Source organism: Chryseobacterium sp. CBSDS_008, assembly GCF_049959325.1.
Taxonomy (GTDB): domain Bacteria; phylum Bacteroidota; class Bacteroidia; order Flavobacteriales; family Weeksellaceae; genus Chryseobacterium.
This window is the reverse complement of the sequence record NZ_CP188202.1, coordinates 324,977-346,071: the sequence shown is the minus strand read 5'-3', so window position 1 is coordinate 346,071 and position 21,095 is coordinate 324,977. Positions and strand designations below refer to the sequence as shown.

Genomic DNA, 21,095 nt, shown 5'->3' with positions numbered 1-21,095 from the left:
ATACTTATAGGCTATATTGAATACTTGCTAAATGTAGTTTTATATAGAATTACATGTAGAACAATCACTATTAATTACAGATTCTTCAAACTATCAATTCGTCGATTACGATAAAAAACAACCAGACATGAGTCTGGTTGCAACTAATTAAACTAAAAACTTACAAAAAGTCTTTTTAAAAAAAAAATTGAAATTATTGCTTTGTGAATATTAAACTATGCTTTTTAATAAAATCTATAATGATTTCTTCTTCTTTTATAATCTCCTGGTGTGATGCTTCAACCGGATGTAACATTAACAGATCCGGTCTTTCAATTATTTTATCTACATTATTAAAAGCCAGCCGATATATATGGTCAAAGATCTGTTGATCTTGTTTTTCACCTTTAACCATTGCCTTCAACAATATCATCTTTGTAAACTTCAGACGAGCTGAAATCTTTTGCCCTACAATACAATGTTCAGCCAGTAAAAATTTTTTAGCAGCAAAGAAAGTTTCACTATCAACAGGAGCCTGAAATTCCTCACTTATTTCTTCATCCGAGGGAGTGGAAGAAAGACTCATTAATTCAGCATCTTCCGCTCTGAGTATCGTATCAAGCATTAATACCGTAATGTCCTTATGGCCCCTGCTTTCTAAAATAGAAGCAATTTCCAAGGCAATCTGTCCTCCTAAGCACCATCCTATCAAAATATATTCTTTCTGCCCGTTGGATTTCTGTAGAACCTCAATATGATTCAGATAATATGTCGCCAAATAATGAAGATTACTTATCTTTTCATTATTGTACAGATTATAGGAATCTAGCCCATAACATTGATAGTCAGATTTTAACCGCTCTGCTAATCCCTTATACACTTCACAGCCCATACCTCCGGGATGAATCATGAAAACATTCGGTTTGTCTTTGGCATGATTTAATGTGACAACAGGCCTGTACTCAGATTCAGAGTGTGTCATGATTAAGCTTAATTTATCAATAGTCCTCTCATTAAAAACATCTATAACCTTAGGCTGCAGTCCTGTTTGCCGATAAATTGTATTGACCAGCTTTATAGCCATAATACTGTTTCCTCCCAGTCTGAAAAAATCATCATGGATACTGATATGATCGGGATCAATTCCCAGTACCGATCCGTAAATCCACACAAGCTGCTCCTGTAAAGCAGTCTGAGGTCCTACATACTGCGTATCACCGGTAAACAAGGGCTCTGGTAACGATCGCCGGTCAAGTTTACCGGTAATAGTAACAGGAAGCGATGCCATATGAACATAAGCCGAAGGAACCATATAATCAGGAAGAAAATCTGACAGTACTAACGAAATCTCAGAAGATTCCAATGCAGTATCCGATACATAATAAGCAGCAAGGTATTTTACACCCATGCTGTTCTCACGACCAACCACTACAGCCTGACGAATCCCCCGTAAACGCAAAATAGCAGACTCAACCTCCCCGGGTTCAATACGGTAACCACGGATCTTCAGCTGGGAGTCATTACGACCCAGATATTCCAGATCCCCACACGGAAGAAATCGTACAAGATCTCCAGTTTTATAGAGACGACCGTTATAGCCCAAAGCCCTCTCATCTTGCGTCTGAAAAGGATTAACCAAAAAACGCTCAGCAGTAAGCTCAGGAAGATTTAAATAACCTCGTGACACACCAACACCACCTATATACAGCTCACCCACAGCTCCCATAGGAACAGGACGTAAATACGAATCAAGAACATATACCGTAGTATTGCCGATAGGACGACCAATATTAAGAGAATTGCCATCTTCATGATAATGATGATACGTAGCACATACCGTGGATTCAGTAGGGCCATACTCGTTAAGCAAGATAATATCCGGATAAGAGGTCCTGTCAATATCCGGGAAATTCTCACCTCCCGCAAAGATGAGCTTCAGTCCTGTATCCGGGAGAAGCTCCTTCAGTAATACAGGAGGAATAAACGACACTTCTATACCATGGGTTTTTATATACCTGCTCAGGGCAATAACAGAGGTCCGGAGCTCATTACTGAAAAGCCACAGCGTATTACCATGGCATAACACTGGAAATACTTCATTGACAAAAGCATCAAATACATAATTCGAATAACAGCCTACATGGGTATATTCTTTAAAATGGTGGGATTGTATCATAAAATCTACAAGATTAACAACCCCGCTATGTTCAACCATCACCCCTTTAGGGCTACCTGTTGTTCCACTGGTATAAATAACATACGCCAAATGAGTCGGACCCGTCTCCGTTACAGGGTTCTCTATGTAACATCTGTTGATTCCCTCAGCAACCTGCTTATCATCAAGATTCAAAATAACAGGAACTGCACCCTCAGGCCCAGGAGTATATTCATACAGCCTGGTTACAGTAGAGGAATCTCCTAAAACAATACGTGAACACGTATCGCTCAGAATATGTCCTATCCGTTCCACAGGATAACCAGGGTCAATAGGTACATAAGCTCCACCAGCCTTTAGTACGCCCAGAATACCAATCAGCATCTGCTCAGAACGCCTAAAGCATACCGGAACCAACTCATCAGGCCGGATATCAAAACGCTGGATAAGATAATGCGCCAGCTGATTTGACTTTTCATTAACATCACGGTACGACATACGTTCTTCTCCATAGACAAGGGCCGTATGGTCGGGAGTCCGGAAAGCCTGCTCCTCAAATAATCTATGAACCGTGCTTCCTGTATCATACGCCGAATAAATCCCAGCAAGACCCGGTGCTGGTCCATCCTCCTCTTTAATCCAACGGATATCACTCAGCTTAACCTGAGAAGAGCCACGGTGAGAAAGATCTCCCAGCTGCTCCAGAATATACTGATATGTGGTGATCATATTTTCAATTGTTGAGTCCATAAACAAAGAACTCGCAAAATTAAATGTCCCACTCAACTCTTCGCCCCTATCATCAATCATAGTGGTCAGATCAAACCTCGACGCTTCATTCAGAGGACCGCTCTCAAAAGAATGAAAAAAACAACCCTCTCCATACTCCTTAGCACCCGATTCAAAACCCTGCAATCCGAACATCACCTGAAACAAAGGGTGACGGGAAGGATCCTTTTCTACCTTAAGAGCATCCACCAACTTCTCAAAGGGTAAATCCTGATGGACCTGCCCTCTCAAAACACAAGATGACACCCCCCGGATAAAGTCCTGAATATTTTGATTAAAATCCAAGCTTTGACGAAGAACCAAGGTATTGACAAAAAAACCAATCAGATTCTCAAGCCCCGGATAATGACGGTTAGCTACAGGTGTTCCTACCACAATATCACTCTGAGCACAATAAGAGGATAACATCAGATAATAACCACTAAGCATAACACTGTATAAACTCACACCAAGATCCCTGGATAATGATCTTAGACGCGAACTTATAGCAAACGAAACACTAAAGCCAAGAGTCTTCCCTTCATAACGTACCTTGGAAGGACGATCAAAATCCAAGGGCAGGTTTAGGGTCTCAAACCCTGAAAGCTCCCCCAGCCAGTAATCCAGCTGGCCAGATAAAACTTCGCCCGTTACATATTCTCGTTGCCATAAGGCAAAATCTTTATACTGAAATGGTAAAGAAGGAAGCACTGATAGAATGCCTGAACAAAGGGATTGATACATACTGTTCACTTCACGTAAAAAGATGTCTATAGACCAACCGTCAAAAGCTATATGATGGATAACTACAGACAGATAATATTCATCTTCATATTCCAGTACCTTCACCCGTATAGGCAATTCTTCCTGAAGATTAAACCTTTCATTCATTGCTTTACTAAGCGCCTGCTCAAAATCTTCAAGGCTTCCTGCCTTTACCAAAATTAATTCTAATTTCTGTTCACTCACACGCTGATATCCCGAACCATCAGCTCGGGTCTGAATAAGGCTACGAAGAACCTCATGCCTCTCAAGAAGCAGATTCAAGGCATCCTGTAAAAAGCTCAGAGTGATTTTCCTGTCCAAATGTAAAACCATAGGAATATTATAAGCATGGCTTCCCTGATAGTTCTCAATAAACCATAACCTTTCCTGACCAAAGGACAGGCACTGAGCCCCGCCATCTTGTACCCGGACAGGCTGAATTACTTCAAAACCCGATTCATGCAAACCCTCAAGAGCATACGACAGGCAGGCAATACTTTTATGACTGAATACCATTGGAGCCCTAGCATAGATTCCCAGTTGGTGAAGCTTACTGATTACCTTTATAGCCATAATACTGTTTCCTCCCAGTCTGAAAAAATCATCATGGATACTGATATGATCGGGATCAATTCCCAGTACCGATCCGTAAATCCACACAAGCTGCTCCTGTAAAGCAGTCTGAGGTCCTACATACTGCGTATCACCGGTAAACAAGGGCTCTGGTAACGATCGCCGGTCAAGTTTACCGGTAATAGTAACAGGAAGCGATGCCATATGAACATAAGCCGAAGGAACCATATAATCAGGAAGAAAATCTGACAGTACTAACGAAATCTCAGAAGATTCCAATGCAGTATCCGATACATAATAAGCAGCAAGGTATTTTACACCCATGCTGTTCTCACGACCAACCACTACAGCCTGACGAATCCCCCGTAAACGCAAAATAGCAGACTCAACCTCCCCGGGTTCAATACGGTAACCACGGATCTTCAGCTGGGAGTCATTACGACCCAGATATTCCAGATCCCCACACGGAAGAAATCGTACAAGATCTCCAGTTTTATAGAGACGACCGTTATAGCCCAAAGCCCTCTCATCTTGCGTCTGAAAAGGATTAACCAAAAAACGCTCAGCAGTAAGCTCAGGAAGATTTAAATAACCTCGTGACACACCAACACCACCTATATACAGCTCACCCACAGCTCCCATAGGAACAGGACGTAAATACGAATCAAGAACATATACCGTAGTATTGCCGATAGGACGACCAATATTAAGAGGATTGCCATCAGGATAGCCTATCTGTTTACTCGTAACATAAATCGTAGATTCAGTAGGACCATACAGATTATACACATTTTTATGCTGGGACCAATATTTTTCGGTTTCTTCATCGCAAGGCTCACCAGCGTGAATTATAGTCTGCAAAGAAGGGAATTCCTTACGAGGCAATAAAGAAAGCATAGCAGGTGGAAGATACGTATGGGTGATATGATGAGCCAAAAGATATTCACTAACAAGACCCGCATCTTTTTTAGTGTGTTCATCGAAAAGATGTAATTCATTACCATATAATAAAGCACTAAAAAATTCCGAAACAGATACATCAAATACATAAGAGGTATAAGCACTCAATCTGCCCGTTTCACAAAAACTGTATACGCTTCTTATTTCTTCAATAAGATTTACAACACTTGTATGCTCGATCAGAACCCCTTTCGGTTTACCTGATGTTCCACTGGTATAAATCACATAAGCCAGATTAACGGATCCCACTTCTAGTAATGGATTATCAGTTTTACAACTGCTGAGCTTTTTAATGATCTTATTGTCATCAAGGCAGATAACATCAGACACCTCAGACCCGAGCCTATCTAGCATGGCCTCTTCAGTAATAACCAGGTGTGCTCCAGTATCGCTCAGAATATGTCCTATCCATTCCACAGGATAACCAGGGTCAATAGGTACATAAGCTCCACCGGCCTTTAGTACGCCCAGAATACCAATCAGCATCTGCTCAGAACGATTCAGACATAAAGGTATCAATTCATTGGGTTTGATCTCATACTCTTTGAGTAAATAATAAGCCAGTTGATTCGATTTTTCATTAAGTTCCTGATAGCTCAACCTCGTATTCCGGTAGACCAATGCTGTCCGGTCGGGAGTCCTGGATACCTGCCTTTCAAATAAACTGTGAATGGTAGTTTTCGTATTATAAACCGAATAAGCTTCATTACATTCAGAGAGCCTTTCATAATCTTCACTTCTTAACAGCTGAAGATCTGCAAGCTTTGTTTCTGTTCCGTCGGAAATAGACACTGCGATCTGTTCCAAAAGATAGAGATAAGTAGATAGCATACCTTCTATCGTCGATTCCTTGTAAAGGGATTTCGCATAATTAAATGTTCCTGAAAGATCTTCACCAGTGTCATCAATTATGGTGGTAAGGTCAAACTTAGCAGCATCATACAAAACCCTGCCTTCAAAAGGATGAAGAAAGGAACTGCCATTAAACACACCAATAGGCAGAGGAGTAAAACTCTCAAAGCCGAACATCACTTGAAACACAGGATGACGTGAAGAATCATATTCTATATCAAGTGCTTCAACCAGTTTCTCAAAAGGAAGATCCTGATTAATCTGAGCTTTTGAAACAGAAGAAAATACTTTTTTAATAAATAATCTGATATCTGTCTTATAATCGATTGTTTCACGAAGAACTAATGTGTTGACAAACAAACCTATCATATTCTCCAATCCGGGATAATGACGATTGGCAACGGGTGTTCCAACCACAATATCGTTCTGACCGGAATAAGAAGACAGGGTCAGGTAATATCCGCTAAGCATCACACTATATAAACTGACACCAAGATTCTTTGCTAATGATCTGAGATCTGAACTCGTCTGTGAAGGTATAGTAAAGGAAATGCTATTACCTTCATAAGAAGTTTCCGCTGGTCGTTTAAAATCCAGGGGGAGATATAGTGTTTCAAAGTTACTGAGAAGAGACTTCCAGTATCCAAGCTGATCTGAAACATAATTTTTCAGATAATCCCGTTGCCATAATGCATAGTCCTTATATTGAAATTCCAATACCGGAAGTTGCCATCGATCATTTGAAAACAAAGCCTGATAGATCAGATACAGCTCTCGTGAGAAAATCTCTGCCGACCATCCGTCAAAAGCAATATGATGAAATACTACTGACAAATAATAATTATGATTGTTTGCGAAAATACGCACAGAAACAGGAAGCTCCTGTGAAAGATGAAATACTTTGTTGGCGTGCATGTATAGCTCATTTTCCAGGTCATTAAAGTCTGCTACCTCCCGAGTGCTCAATTCTAAAGAAAGATCGCTTACCTGCTGATATCCCGTGCCATCACTGCTTGTCAAAAGCAAAGTCCGGAGAATTTCATGTCTTTGCATAAGTATTGACAGTGATTCGATCAAAATGGAAAGGTTTACTGTTTGATCGATACGGAATATCATTGGTATATTATATGCATTATTGCCACCTTTATACTGATCTATAAACCACAATCCTTCCTGAGCAAATGATAAGTACTGATCTTCCACATGTCGAACTTGTAAACGTCTGATACGGGAAGCTTCTTCATGGTGAGATTGTTCCAGTACATGCGCCAGCTCAGCAATACTTTTATGATCATATAAAGCGGACACATTAATCTGTCTATCCAGATCCTGACGAATTCTGACAATCAGCTTTATAGCCATAATACTGTTTCCTCCCAGTCTGAAAAAATCATCATGGATACTGATATGATCGGGATCAATTCCCAGCACCGATCCGTAAATCCACACAAGCTGCTCCTGTAAAGCAGTCTGAGGTCCTACATACTGCGTATCACCGGTAAACAAGGGCTCTGGTAACGATCGCCGGTCAAGCTTACCGGTAATAGTAACAGGAAGCGATGCCATATGAACATAGGCCGAAGGAACCATATAATCAGGAAGAAAATCTGACAGTACTAACGAAAGCTCAGAAGATTCCAATGCAGTATCCGATACATAATAAGCAGCAAGGTATTTTACACCCATGCTGTTCTCACGACCAACCACTACAGCCTGACGAATCCCCCGTAAACGCAAAATAGCAGACTCAACCTCCCCGGGTTCAATACGGTAACCACGGATCTTCAGCTGGGAGTCATTACGACCCAGATATTCCAGATCCCCACACGGAAGAAATCGTACAAGATCTCCAGTTTTATAGAGACGACCGTTATAGCCCAAAGCCCTCTCATCTTGCGTCTGAAAAGGATTAACCAAAAAACGCTCAGCAGTAAGCTCAGGAAGATTTAAATAACCTCGTGACACACCAACACCACCTATATACAGCTCACCCACAGCTCCCATAGGAACAGGACGTAAATACGAATCAAGAACATATACCGTAGTATTGCCGATAGGACGACCAATATTAAGAGGATTGCCATCTTCATGATAATGATGATACGTAGCACATACCGTGGATTCAGTAGGGCCATAAGCATTAACCACGTCAATACCATGTTTCCTGTAGCATTCCATAATTTCAGAGTTTGTGATATCGCCGGCAACGATCAACTTATCAATCGGTAAGATGACCTCCCTATTTAATAATGCCGGAGGAATCGTAGCCATTTTTATGTTATTCTGACTCATATATTGCTGCAGCATTTCTATATTCATTCTCCCCTCGCCGGTTACAAGATGTAAGGTATGTCCTAATGCAAGTGTCGAATATACCTCCCAGATATGCGCATCAAATACATAATCTGAATACCAGAGTACATTTTTCTGTTGTGAACGATAGAGTACTTCTTCCAGGTTTAATAGCAAAGCCTGCTGTTCTATTAAGTTCACAACCCCGCTATGTTCAACCATCACCCCTTTAGGGCTACCTGTTGTTCCACTGGTATAAATAACATAAGCCAAATGAGTCGGACCCGTCTCCGTTACAGGGTTCTCTATGTAACATCTGTTGATTCCCTCAGCAACCTGCTTATCATCAAGATTCAAAATAACAGGAACTGCACCCTCAGGCCCAGGAGTATATTCATACAGCCTGGTTACAGTAGAGGAATCTCCTAAAACAATACGTGAACACGTATCGCTCAGAATATGTCCTATCCGTTCCACAGGATAACCAGGGTCAATAGGTACATAAGCTCCACCAGCCTTTAGTACGCCCAGAATACCAATCAGCATCTGCTCAGAACGCCTAAAGCATACCGGAACCAACTCATCAGGCCGGATATCAAAACGCTGGATAAGATAATGCGCCAGCTGATTTGACTTTTCATTAACATCACGGTACGACATACGTTCTTCTCCATAGACAAGGGCCGTATGGTCGGGAGTCCGGAAAGCCTGCTCCTCAAATAATCTATGAACCGTGCTTCCTGTATCATACGCCGAATAAATCCCAGCAAGACCCGGTGCTGGTCCATCCTCCTCTTTAATCCAACGGATATCACTCAGCTTAACCTGAGAAGAGCCACGGTGAGAAAGATCTCCCAGCTGCTCCAGAATATACTGATATGTGGTGATCATATTTTCAATTGTTGAGTCCATAAACAAAGAACTCGCAAAATTAAATGTCCCACTCAACTCTTCGCCCCTATCATCAATCATAGTGGTCAGATCAAACCTCGACGCTTCATTCAGAGGACCGCTCTCAAAAGAATGAAAAAAACAACCCTCTCCATACTCCTTAGCACCCGATTCAAAACCCTGCAATCCGAACATCACCTGAAACAAAGGGTGACGGGAAGGATCCTTTTCTACCTTAAGAGCATCCACCAACTTCTCAAAGGGTAAATCCTGATGGACCTGCCCTCTCAAAACACAAGATGACACCCCCCGGATAAAGTCCTGAATATTTTGATTAAAATCCAAGCTTTGACGAAGAACCAAGGTATTGACAAAAAAACCAATCAGATTCTCAAGCCCCGGATAATGACGGTTAGCTACAGGTGTTCCTACCACAATATCACTCTGAGCACAATAAGAGGATAACATCAGATAATAACCACTAAGCATAACACTGTATAAACTCACACCAAGATCCCTGGATAATGATCTTAGACGCGAACTTATAGCAAACGAAACACTAAAGCCAAGAGTCTTCCCTTCATAACGTACCTTGGAAGGACGATCAAAATCCAAGGGCAGGTTTAGGGTCTCAAACCCTGAAAGCTCCCCCAGCCAGTAATCCAGCTGGCCAGATAAAACTTCGCCCGTTACATATTCTCGTTGCCATAAGGCAAAATCTTTATACTGAAATGGTAAAGAAGGAAGCACTGATAGAATGCCTGAACAAAGGGATTGATACATACTGTTCACTTCACGTAAAAAGATGTCTATAGACCAACCGTCAAAAGCTATATGATGGATAACTACAGACAGATAATATTCATCTTCATATTCCAGTACCTTCACCCGTATAGGCAATTCTTCCTGAAGATTAAACCTTTCATTCATTGCTTTACTAAGCGCCTGCTCAAAATCTTCAAGGCTTCCTGCCTTTACCAAAATTAATTCTAATTTCTGTTCACTCACACGCTGATATCCCGAACCATCAGCTCGGGTCTGAATAAGGCTACGAAGAACCTCATGCCTCTCAAGAAGCAGATTCAAGGCATCCTGTAAAAAGCTCAGAGTGATTTTCCTGTCCAAATGTAAAACCATAGGAATATTATAAGCATGGCTTCCCTGATAGTTCTCAATAAACCATAACCTTTCCTGACCAAAGGACAGGCACTGAGCCCCGCCATCTTGTACCCGGACAGGCTGAATTACTTCAAAACCCGATTCATGCAAACCCTCAAGAGCATACGACAGGCAGGCAATACTTTTATGACTGAATACCATTGGAGCCCTAGCATAGATTCCCAGTTGGTGAAGCTTACTGATTACCTTTATAGCCATAATACTGTTTCCTCCCAGTCTGAAAAAATCATCATGGATACTGATATGATCGGGATCAATTCCCAGTACCGATCCGTAAATCCACACAAGCTGCTCCTGTAAAGCAGTCTGAGGTCCTACATACTGCGTATCACCGGTAAACAAGGGCTCTGGTAACGATCGCCGGTCAAGTTTACCGGTAATAGTAACAGGAAGCGATGCCATATGAACATAAGCCGAAGGAACCATATAATCAGGAAGAAAATCTGACAGTACTAACGAAATCTCAGAAGATTCCAATGCAGTATCCGATACATAATAAGCAGCAAGGTATTTTACACCCATGCTGTTCTCACGACCAACCACTACAGCCTGACGAATCCCCCGTAAACGCAAAATAGCAGACTCAACCTCCCCGGGTTCAATACGGTAACCACGGATCTTCAGCTGGGAGTCATTACGACCCAGATATTCCAGATCCCCACACGGAAGAAATCGTACAAGATCTCCAGTTTTATAGAGACGACCGTTATAGCCCAAAGCCCTCTCATCTTGCGTCTGAAAAGGATTAACCAAAAAACGCTCAGCAGTAAGCTCAGGAAGATTTAAATAACCTCGTGACACACCAACACCACCTATATACAGCTCACCCACAGCTCCCATAGGAACAGGACGTAAATACGAATCAAGAACATATACCGTAGTATTGCCGATAGGACGACCAATATTAAGAGAATTGCCATCTTCATGATAATGATGATACGTAGCACATACCGTGGATTCAGTAGGGCCATACTCGTTAAGCAAGATAATATCCGGATAAGAGGTCCTGTCAATATCCGGGAAATTCTCACCTCCCGCAAAGATGAGCTTCAGTCCTGTATCCGGGAGAAGCTCCTTCAGTAATACAGGAGGAATAAACGACACTTCTATACCATGGGTTTTTATATACCTGCTCAGGGCAATAACAGAGGTCCGGAGCTCATTACTGAAAAGCCACAGCGTATTACCATGGCATAACACTGGAAATACTTCATTGACAAAAGCATCAAATACATAATTCGAATAACAGCCTACATGGGTATATTCTTTAAAATGGTGGGATTGTATCATAAAATCTACAAGATTAACAACCCCGCTATGTTCAACCATCACCCCTTTAGGGCTACCTGTTGTTCCACTGGTATAAATAACATACGCCAAATGAGTCGGACCCGTCTCCGTTACAGGGTTCTCTATGTAACATCTGTTGATTCCCTCAGCAACCTGCTTATCATCAAGATTCAAAATAACAGGAACTGCACCCTCAGGCCCAGGAGTATATTCATACAGCCTGGTTACAGTAGAGGAATCTCCTAAAACAATACGTGAACACGTATCGCTCAGAATATGTCCTATCCGTTCCACAGGATAACCAGGGTCAATAGGTACATAAGCTCCACCAGCCTTTAGTACGCCCAGAATACCAATCAGCATCTGCTCAGAACGCCTAAAGCATACCGGAACCAACTCATCAGGCCGGATATCAAAACGCTGGATAAGATAATGCGCCAGCTGATTTGACTTTTCATTAACATCACGGTACGACATACGTTCTTCTCCATAGACAAGGGCCGTATGGTCGGGAGTCCGGAAAGCCTGCTCCTCAAATAATCTATGAACCGTGCTTCCTGTATCATAGGGTTTTATGGTGTTATTATGCAAATGAACCATCCGATAATCCATTTCATAATTCAATAAATGATACCCGGAAATCAATCGGTTGGTTTTGTGCTTCAACAAATCATCCAGAATAGATATAAACAAATGTTTATAAAGCTCCACAAAATTCATAACCAATTCGGCATTAAGCTCAGCGCGATTGAAGACAATCCTATAATGGAGGGTATCGTTTTTTATTTCCTGTTCAAATGAAACCTTGCTGGATAATGCAAGGCTCAACTGATGATTAACCGTTATATCAGTTACACCTTCATAATTAATGTAAAGATCTTTAAAACTTGTCTGAGAAAAATTATACTCAAAAATTTCAGGTATTGGAGCATATTGTATAAGTTCAGATACCGGCAAATAATCAGCTTTGGTATTCCATAGATCATTGAGATAATCCATATTCTGATCAATAAGATCCTCAAGGATACTATTAGAATTAAAATAATATCCTTTAACAATCGTATTAACATGCGAACCAAATATATAATTTTGCGGTTTCTTAATACTTACCGGATAACTGATAACCAAATTCTCAACTCCTGAGATACGATGGAGCAAAATGGCCAGAATTAATTGTCCATAAGCGTATGGAGTCATTTTATAAGTATCGGTTAACAACTTTGTTCTGAAAAGTACTTCTTCTGAAAATTCAAAATGTAATTCTTTTAATGGATTTATATAAAAAGAAGGAGAAGATATGGAACGATCATTACATACTTCCAGAAACTTAAAACCAGGATTTTGTATATTCTTTAACTGTTTCTCCCAAAAATCAGAAATTATTTCTTTTCTTTCATCCAGAATATTTCTAACTTCCGTATTCAATTCCTGAAGTAAGTTCACCTGCTCATTAAGAGTTACCGGATTATAATAACTTGTATTATTATAGTATTTACTCAGTTCACTATAAAGAAAATCATCAGTTAACCGATCAATAAGAATATTTGAAAACACATAAATAATCCTGTATTTTTCATCATCTAATCTAATAATATAGAATCTTACCAATTGGTCATTAATAAGGTCAAACGGTTGTAATACAAGCTCTAAAAGCTCATCAGAATCAGGCGGACGGCTAAAATAGATAAGCAGGCAACTATGATCAGATATCAAAGGTCTGCTTTTCCAAAACAGCTCTCCATTTATATTTATTATATTGCAATTAACTATTAAATTGTGATTAATAAACCTTATCAAACTTGAGTTGAGCTTTTCCATATCAATAAGTCCAGAGAAGGTCTGATCTAAAATAATAGGTAGATTACCTTTCAAAGGATCCACTATCCACCTGTTATAAAAAACTTCCTGATATGGTGTTAGCCTTAATAAAAATTCATGTTTCATCATTAAAATATTAATTACACATTATCTCTCCTGAATAGATAAATTCTTCATTATCTTCTGCATTATATGTTTTAATGATTATTAGTATGTATTTTCTCTATAGCAAAATTAACACATGTATATCACATTGATTGTCAGTTGCCAGTAGTTTTATATTGCAACCCATAACGAAAAATATCTATAAACTAAATCCTGTTTATCAAAACCAGAATAGTTATCCACGTAGTCAACAACATTTCTTTTTGTAACCAAAAATAACTTTACATAGTCTAAAAACTACAATAAAATCAATATAATATGACTTGTTATCATTAGTTAATTTAACTGTAAGGACGTATTTTTGTTGTAGAATTTAAATCATAGCAAGTAATTTATATTCCACCTTTATTAGACTATTAAATATCCTTAATAAGTGTTTTTTTAAGTTATTGTTACTTTTGTGCGGCAATGCAATACCATTGCCGCCATTTAACTCAGTAATAGACATATTTTACTTAAGTTTTATTTTAATTGCAGCTGAGATTGCCCTATTAAAGGCAGTCTCATTTTTGGTAATAGCAGGTATGATTAGCATCAAGCCCAAAGCCAAGACTCCGTTAAAACTTCAACTTTACTATTTACATCCATCGACTGTTTTGGACCAATAACATCAGAAGCATAATAAGATCTGCTATATGAGCATTTCCACATTTTTATCTACCAAAATTAAATCCGGGTCCGATTATTTCAAAGAATTCTTATTCAGATTCTGAAAAATATCCCTTAAAATAAAGAGCAACACTCAAATAATTATTTGCATATACTACTGAAAAATCAGGCAAATGTAAACCCATACCGGATCATTAAAAACATAATATCTGCGGTATGAAATTAAAAGTAGAAATATTATTTAAAAGAGTTGCTTCAGAAAGAAAAAATATAATCAGTGGCAAAGCGGAAGTCCGTATGAAATGGTAAAGTTTTCAGACTAAAATTTAACAATTTATCATATAAAAAATCCCGAAGAGCTATTCCTCGGGATTTTCAATATTTTGAAAATAGTTTACTTTAATAGGTAATTTAAAGTTAATGCGATTACCTGCTCAGACTTTTTACCATCTGTACCCCCGATTTCTTTGGCAAGACCAGGATAAGTATTCAAGAGTCCCAAATCATATCGCAAAACCAATTCAAGCTGCCTTTTATAGCTGTATCCAAGTCCAAAGCCCAGACTCCAGTTAAAACTTTTAGCATTACCATTTACCCCTTCCGGCTGTTTTGGATCAGTAACATCAGGAGCATAGTAAGGCCTGGCTATTGGAGCGTTTTTCACATTTTGATCTATCAAAAAATTAAATCTAGGCCCTATCATTCCAAAGAATTCTGATTCTGATTCTGAAAAGTATCCCTTTAAATAAAGAGGAACACTCAAATAATTATTTGCATATACCGCATTATAGCCATCTTTTCCTTTAACATCTTTGTCCTTACCCGTTTCTCCTGCACCATAATACAGTACCTCCGGTTGTATAAAGAATTGATTACTTTTTCCCATAGGTATTAAGGCTAAGACTCCCCCTTGAAAAGTGTATCGTGCACCTGAAGGATTATGCGCATTTTCTACCCTTGAATAATTAAGCCCTGCCGTTAACCCAAATCTTGTATTATTCAAATGTAATTGGGCAAAAGACAAAGTAGAAAAAATGAAAGCTGATGATAATAAAATTTTTTTCATATGGCATTGTTTTTATATTGTATTAAACCGTCTCTATCTACTGCAACTCTCCCCAAATAAAGAATCAATCTGTAATATTGAAAAGATCCGGCAATGTAAAGCCATACCGGATCACTAAACATAAATATCTACAGTATGAATAAGTAGATCTCTTTAAAGAGACATTCAAATGTAAAAAGTTATTTTTTCATATCCTCCTTCGTGTCAGTCATATTATTACTAAATAGATATAGTTTTATAACTAGTGTAAAATATACCACTGTGCACATTTGATGAAAAGAATTCTGATCTATACCTTACGGATGCGCAGCTTATAATAAACATTTATTATAATTAAATAATGACAGGCTAATAATTGAAAAACTACAATATTTCATTTTTATCGGAAGGCTTTTGTAGTTAATTTAGTATTAAGCGGAGCTAAGCCATAAATAATTTGACTGATATTGGTTTACTGCCGTCTGTTCCGTCAAAGCCCTGAAATGATAAGGATATCTGAATATTTAATGAAAACAATGAGTAGTTTCTCTAATCGTTCATTAGATGATTGACTATTTTAAAATTTCTTCAACCCACATTATTTAAAATGGCTAACAGTTTACTTTGCATCATTTTTCTGTTTTTAACACATAAGAGAAAAATAGACCCGGAAATAGGCACAAAAAGCCAGAATACTGATATTGCCATCAGTAAAGAAACAGAAATTAAACTCCTGGAACGGCTTGACCAGTTTGAAAAAGATGAAGCATTCAATAATTCTTATATTTCACTTTCTTATATAGCAACGGAATTCAATACCAATGTCCGATATATTTCCTACATTGTTAAAAAACATAAGGCAACGGACTTTAAAAATTATATTAACACACTAAGAGTTAATTATATCATCCACAGGCTTAGTACTTACCCACAATACAGAAAATATAAGATCGGCGTTTTGGCAGAAGAATGCGGTTTTTCATCACACAGCAAATTTACTACTATTTTTAAAGCTATTGCGGGAATTTCACCTTCGGCATTCATTGTTTCCATCGAACAAAAAGCGATAAAGAACAATAAAAAATAATTTTACTATAATTATTTCACCTAAATATTTCATATAAGTTTCCTATTGTTTACTTTCCTATATAAAATGTACTGTCAGGATTAACAGTTCCGATAGGTACTATGCCTCAAAAAGTTATATTGTCTTTCCAATATTCCATGTAGTTTTCAATGATTTTTTTTTTGAAATGAAAAAAGAAAAATGTCTGATAGACTATCAGCAAAATTTTGACTCACTGCATCCAGAAAGCCATTTTACCTGATATTGTTCTTTTCATTTTCGGAAAATGAAAAACATAAATGTTTCGTCCCTTTAATTAATCAGCTACATTCGCAGTGTACTAACACACTCATACAATACAATACAATACAATACAATACAATACAATACAATACAATACATCACTATGATTATAATAAAAAATTTTTCATTCGCTTATCCCTGTGAGCAGGTTTTAAAAAATATAAACCTGCAATATCAGCCAGGTGGAATTTATTATTTACTTGCGCCAAACGGCTTTGGAAAATCTACCCTATTACGCTCAATGGCAGGTTTGCACAAACCCAGTTCAGGAAGTATAAAAGTCGGTAATTATAATGCTGTTGACCGACCTATTAAAATGTTGCAAGACCTTTGCTTTATTTCTGAAGATACATACTTTCCAAATATGCAAATCAGTGATTTCCCAGTGTTATATGGACTTTTATATCCGAAGTTTAATACAACTCATTTTTATAATTACCTTGAGAAATTTGAAGTTGAAAAAGGAAACTGGTTATCTGCATTAAGCTTCGGCCAAATAAAGAAATTACACCTGGCTTTTGCATTTGCAACCAATGCAGATGTAATTTTATTAGACGAACCCACCAATGGCTTGGATATTAATAGTAAAATGCAATTCAGAAAGATTCTTGCCACTATAATCAATGGAGACAAAACAATTATTATAAGCACACATGACGTAGTAGATATGGATATATTGGCGGATGGTATCACTGTCCTGAGAAATGAAACCGTTGTTTTTCATCAGAAAACAGCTGATATATTAAAAAAAATATACTTTGATTTCACTACAGACAAGTCTGAAGCTGAAGAAGCTCTATACAGTGAACAAACTTATTATGGTTTTATGACCATAAAAACCAATTTTATGGCTCATGAGAGTAACCTTAATATGGAATTACTATATCGGGGTCTGCTTAACCAACCACAAAAAATAACCGCATTATTTACATAAAATTTACCCTATGAATAATAATTTTTCAATATCCCGCTACAAAACATTATCCACTATTGATTGGAAGACCAATAATAAAACATATTTATTTATTGCTTTAGCAATGATAGTGTATTGGATATTATATGGACTTTCTGCTATCTGGGTTCAGTTACATCAACAAAGAGATATTTTCACAAATATGAGTGCGATAAGATTTGCGTTTAACATTCAAATGTTAGGATTTATTTGCTTTATAGCATCCAATACTTTTTCACAGCTTAGCTCAAACATGGGTACTGCAAGTTATTTTTTATTATTGCCTTGCACTGTTCAGGAGAAATTCACCGCTAAGTTCGTTATGTCGGGAATCGTGTTTTGGTGTATATTTTACTTAAGTGTTTTTCTTGGTCTAGCAATACTATGGTATATTTTTTATCCCATTGCTCTTGCCAATGATCCCTCAGGCCTATTGATAAATAGATCTTTTGACATTTATCTTAATGTAAAGATATTAAGTAATACTGTCAGTTTGTTTATCCACGCCTTTTTATATCATTCATTCTTTATGTTGGGAGCAACAGTATTTAAGCAGTTTAAATTTATCAAAAGTATGTTGCCCCTGATATTATATTATACAGTTTTAACTCTTTTTAGGTTTGATATAATGTTCAACGTCCCATATCTTATTATTTGTGGCATGCTTACTATCGGATGTTGGTTTCTTGCTTACCAGAGATTAAAGAAATATACACTATAAATGCGCTTTAGAGAACAAATTCCTATATATCTGCAAATTGTGGATATAGTATGCGAAAAAATCATTTTATATCAATGGCTACCCCAACAACGTATTCCTTCGATAAGAGATTTTGCCATCGAACTCATGGTAAATCCCAATACTATTAAGCGTACTTATGAATTTCTCGAACAAAAAGAGATCATTTTCATTCAACGAGGTATTGGTTTTTCAGTGAGTGAAGATGGTTATGAGAAAGTATTGATATATAAAAAGGAAAGTTTCCTAAAGAACGATCTAGCCTACTTTTTCAGTCACTTATATTTGCTCAATCTCAATTTGCAAGATCTGGAAGACGATTTTAATAAGTTCATCAAAGAAAACTTCAGTAAATAATTTACTTTATAAATTTTTAAAAAAACAATATGAAATTATTTCTTATTTTACTGGCCGGTATATTGCCAGTAGTTGTCCTTGGACAAAGCAATAAAATGTTTACCATTAAAGGTACTTTTAAAGATCATGAGAATGCGATAATCTACCTTAGAAAATATGCCGGTGAGAATCCCCCCCAGCTTGTAGACAGCTGTAATATTGATAAAGACGGTAATTTTACATTAAAGGCTTTAAATTCGGGCGAAAGTTTATTTTCACTCCTGCCATCACGGGGCCCAATGGCAAAAGAATTAATAAGGATTATTAATGATACGGAGAGTATACATATCCGGCTAAATGCGTCAAATCCGGAGAAAAACGAAATTACCGGCTCTCCGGCAAGTAAAGAATTACAGATTTACCTATCTAAACTTACCAAATATTATACACAATTAAATACACTATCAACCCAAGAAAAAGATCCGGAAAAGTTTAAAACAAAAAGAAAAGATATTTTTTCAAAAATAAATGAACTTTTTACCACTGAAATCAATAATGTAAGCAATGGAACCCTGGCAGCAGAGATTCTTACCTTAAATCCTGAACTGTCATCCGAAGATGGGCTTGCCAAAGGTAATGAGTTGCTTAAAAAGTTTCCATCTTCAGAAATATTAAAAGCTTATATAACATCTCTGGAAAATTTGAATAAAAAACAACGTGAATCCAAGCAATTTAAAAATGACATTAAAGGTAAGAAAGCGCCGGATTTTTCCGCACTAAACATGCAGGATAAAAAAGTAGCCATTAAGTCCGCAACAGGCAAATATATACTCATTGATTTTTGGGCAAGCTGGTGTTTACCATGTAGGATAGAGAATAAAAATGTAAAAGAATTATATAAACAATATAAAGATAAGGGCTTTAATGTAGTAGGTGTTTCATTCGATGATGATAAAAATAAATGGATCAAGGCCTTAGAAAAAGACCAACTCCCATGGACACAATTATACGATGCTAAAGCCTTTTCATCTGAAGCAGCTATTTTGTATAAACTTTTTGCATTGCCATCCAATGTTTTGATTGACAATACGGGAACCGTAATAGCTGTAAATATATTCCGTGAAGAGCTTAAAAATAAACTGTCTGAACTCATGAAATAAACCCTATATAAAAATTATTGAGGTCAATGACTATAATCGTAACCTAAATACCTGCACTCTTTAGAATCTTGTTATGATACAGACCTATTTAAATAACCAGAACTTCAGTTATGAAAAAGCGTGTTTTATAAAACTATCTATAATGGTCTTAATCAATATTCACCAAAAGGGCTGAAAGGCTTATTGGAGATACTCTTAAGGATATTAACTGGGCTGAAAAGCGCCCGTAGAAAGCATTGTAAAATGCAAAAATGCTACAGATAAAAAGTTACAAACCGCTATTGAAAACACATTGCAGAAACAAAAGTACATGTGGAACGATTGGAAAACTGCTTTAAATCTTTAGAAAAAAAGCACAAGCAAAAAAATGTGGTGCAATGCAAGGAGTACTGGATAAAGGCAAAAATATTATGCAAGAAACAGAACTTGTAGGCATTATTGCCGCTGCACAAAAGGCTAAATATTATGAATTGCAACCTATGGAACACTTGCTGCTTATGCCAAAGTTCTCAAGAAAAATGCCTGAAGAATTTATTAAAAACGTTAGCTGAAGAAAAGAAATGCAATGGAACTTTATCCAAAATCGCTGATACAACGCTAAATACTAAGGCGGAATAATCTAGGTTTTGCCTTAGTAACTGTTATTTAATATTGCTGCAGGATTTTCCTGCAGCAATATTATTATAGGTAAACAATGAGGGACTTAGAAGGGAAATGCAATTGAACCCAAATACTTTGTCCTCAACTGTAAATAGTGTTGAAATTTCAACGGCTTAAAAAAGGCTGCCCAATCACCATTAGGATTGAAAATTCTTAAACCTATATCAGTAATTTTTTTAATCCGATACAAAAAGCTTTTATTCATTTGTTGTTTACAAAGTTATAAGACAAGTATTAACAAGGTAGGCCCTGATATTTTTCAACTTTTGAAGGCCTCTATAATAAAAAAGCTTTAATTCTTCATGATAAAAGGCACAACATTGTTCTACCAGGTATTTTTGAACATAATCAATCGGCCAACACGTCCATTTCCATCCTGAAACGGATGGATAATCAGCCAGCACCTCTTTTATTCTTTCAGCAACCTCTCTAGGTGTTGTGGTTTCATTCCTCCTACCTCATTAGGCCGCTTTTTATAATCACCTACATTAAACAAGCCTTTTGCACTGTCTGAGGCTCCCGATTTAAATAAAAAGTG

The 21,095-nt window shown here is 37.6% G+C and carries 9 protein-coding genes; 6 read left to right on the top strand and 3 right to left on the bottom strand.

The genetic code is table 11. The features are described from left to right. Positions 1-193: 193 nt before the first annotated feature. Together ACP3T3_RS01465 and ACP3T3_RS01460 are read right to left on the bottom strand one after the other, a co-directional pair. Entirely contained in the window at positions 194-13,522 is a 13,329-nt protein-coding gene (locus tag ACP3T3_RS01465; RefSeq protein ID WP_426480020.1) for an amino acid adenylation domain-containing protein, read from the bottom strand. Between the two features lie 1,168 nt (positions 13,523-14,690). Beyond that, positions 14,691-15,362, bottom strand: coding sequence for a porin family protein (locus ACP3T3_RS01460; protein ID WP_426478169.1), 672 nt, complete (start codon positions 15,360-15,362; stop codon positions 14,691-14,693). Positions 15,363-15,948: 586 nt separating this feature from the next. Here ACP3T3_RS01460 and ACP3T3_RS01455 point away from each other — a divergent pair. The 6 genes from ACP3T3_RS01455 to ACP3T3_RS01430 all read left to right on the top strand — a co-directional run bounded on the left by ACP3T3_RS01455 (position 15,949) and on the right by ACP3T3_RS01430 (position 20,448). After that, on the top strand, positions 15,949-16,428 hold the full coding sequence (locus tag ACP3T3_RS01455) for a helix-turn-helix domain-containing protein (RefSeq protein ID WP_426478168.1): 480 nt from the start codon (positions 15,949-15,951) through the stop codon (positions 16,426-16,428). Positions 16,429-16,813: 385 nt separating this feature from the next. Then, positions 16,814-17,644, top strand: a complete 831-nt coding sequence (locus ACP3T3_RS01450) for an ATP-binding cassette domain-containing protein (RefSeq protein ID WP_426478167.1) — start codon at positions 16,814-16,816, stop codon at positions 17,642-17,644. Positions 17,645-17,654: 10 nt separating this feature from the next. After that, positions 17,655-18,383 (top strand): hypothetical protein, encoded by a 729-nt coding sequence (locus tag ACP3T3_RS01445; RefSeq protein WP_426478166.1) that lies wholly within the window; start codon positions 17,655-17,657, stop codon positions 18,381-18,383. Continuing rightward, entirely contained in the window at positions 18,384-18,758 is a 375-nt protein-coding gene (locus tag ACP3T3_RS01440) for a GntR family transcriptional regulator (protein ID WP_426478165.1), read from the top strand. Positions 18,759-18,787: 29 nt separating this feature from the next. Continuing rightward, complete coding sequence (locus tag ACP3T3_RS01435; RefSeq protein ID WP_426478164.1) at positions 18,788-19,897, top strand: TlpA family protein disulfide reductase; 1,110 nt, start codon at positions 18,788-18,790, stop codon at positions 19,895-19,897. 377 nt (positions 19,898-20,274) lie between these two features. Next, a complete protein-coding gene (locus tag ACP3T3_RS01430; protein ID WP_426478163.1) occupies positions 20,275-20,448 on the top strand; it encodes a hypothetical protein in 174 nt (57 codons plus the stop codon). A gap of 434 nt (positions 20,449-20,882) precedes the next feature. Here the strand turns inward: ACP3T3_RS01430 and ACP3T3_RS01425 are convergent, their stop codons facing one another. Beyond that, positions 20,883-20,948: a Fic family protein gene (locus ACP3T3_RS01425; RefSeq protein ID WP_426480019.1), complete on the bottom strand. Its 66-nt coding sequence runs from the start codon at positions 20,946-20,948 to the stop codon at positions 20,883-20,885. Positions 20,949-21,095 lie beyond the last annotated feature (147 nt).